The 741-nt window shown below is 43.6% G+C and carries 1 protein-coding gene; it reads right to left on the bottom strand.

What is annotated here, in order from left to right:
• Positions 1–366: 366 nt before the first annotated feature.
• Positions 367–741: pentapeptide repeat-containing protein (locus NSCA4_RS13315; protein WP_029609474.1), on the bottom strand; the 375-nt coding region annotated here is incomplete at its 5' end.

Genomic DNA, 741 nt, shown 5'->3' on the forward strand with positions numbered 1-741 from the left:
CGGGGGAAGGCTAGGATGGGGGTGGCTTTGCAGCTTGAGGGGAAATCAAATTCGCGCAGCCCACAGAGCCCCCTCTCCCCAGCCCTCTCCCGCCGGACGGGAGAGGGAGCAGGCTGCACGTCGCGGCATAGATTTCTGCCCAAATACCGTCATTCCCGCGCAGGCGGGAATCTACTTTTAACTCTCGGCAACTGTTTTTCAAACATCAGTTTCTTAGAATTTGCAATGGATTCCCGCCTGCGCGGGAATGACGGCGGAGGGGTGTTTGGCGTGGTCTTATTATGCGAAAAGGTCGTCTGAAACTAAGTTTACGGTTTCAGACGACCTTTGAGGGATAAGTTACGATTGAAGTCAAGTTTTACTTTCCTAAGGGGGAGGCATTATTTGTGTCCCACTTTTATCAAAAATCAGCATCCCAGTTTCATCACAAAATTTTTGCATTGCTTTCGTTTGCTCATTCTCTTTCAGTTCATCCCATTTAGAATCATTTTCGTCTTTCCAATCAGGATAAACGCTCTTAACAAAATCCAATATTGTTATGCTAGCAGAGAATAACTTCTCGTTATACTTTAATTGTTCCCATTTTAAATCGCATTCTTTTAAATTTGCGAATGACAAATTAGCATTTTGTAAGTCGGCTTCTACCAAACAAGCATTTTGAAAATTAGCTTTCCTTAAATCTGCACCTTTTAACTTAGCCCCTGTCAAGTTAGCTTTGTGTAAGTTAGCATCAAACAAGTT

Origin of the sequence: Neisseria sicca 4320 (assembly GCF_000193735.1) — a bacterium.
Taxonomy (GTDB): Bacteria; Pseudomonadota; Gammaproteobacteria; order Burkholderiales; family Neisseriaceae; genus Neisseria; species Neisseria sicca_E.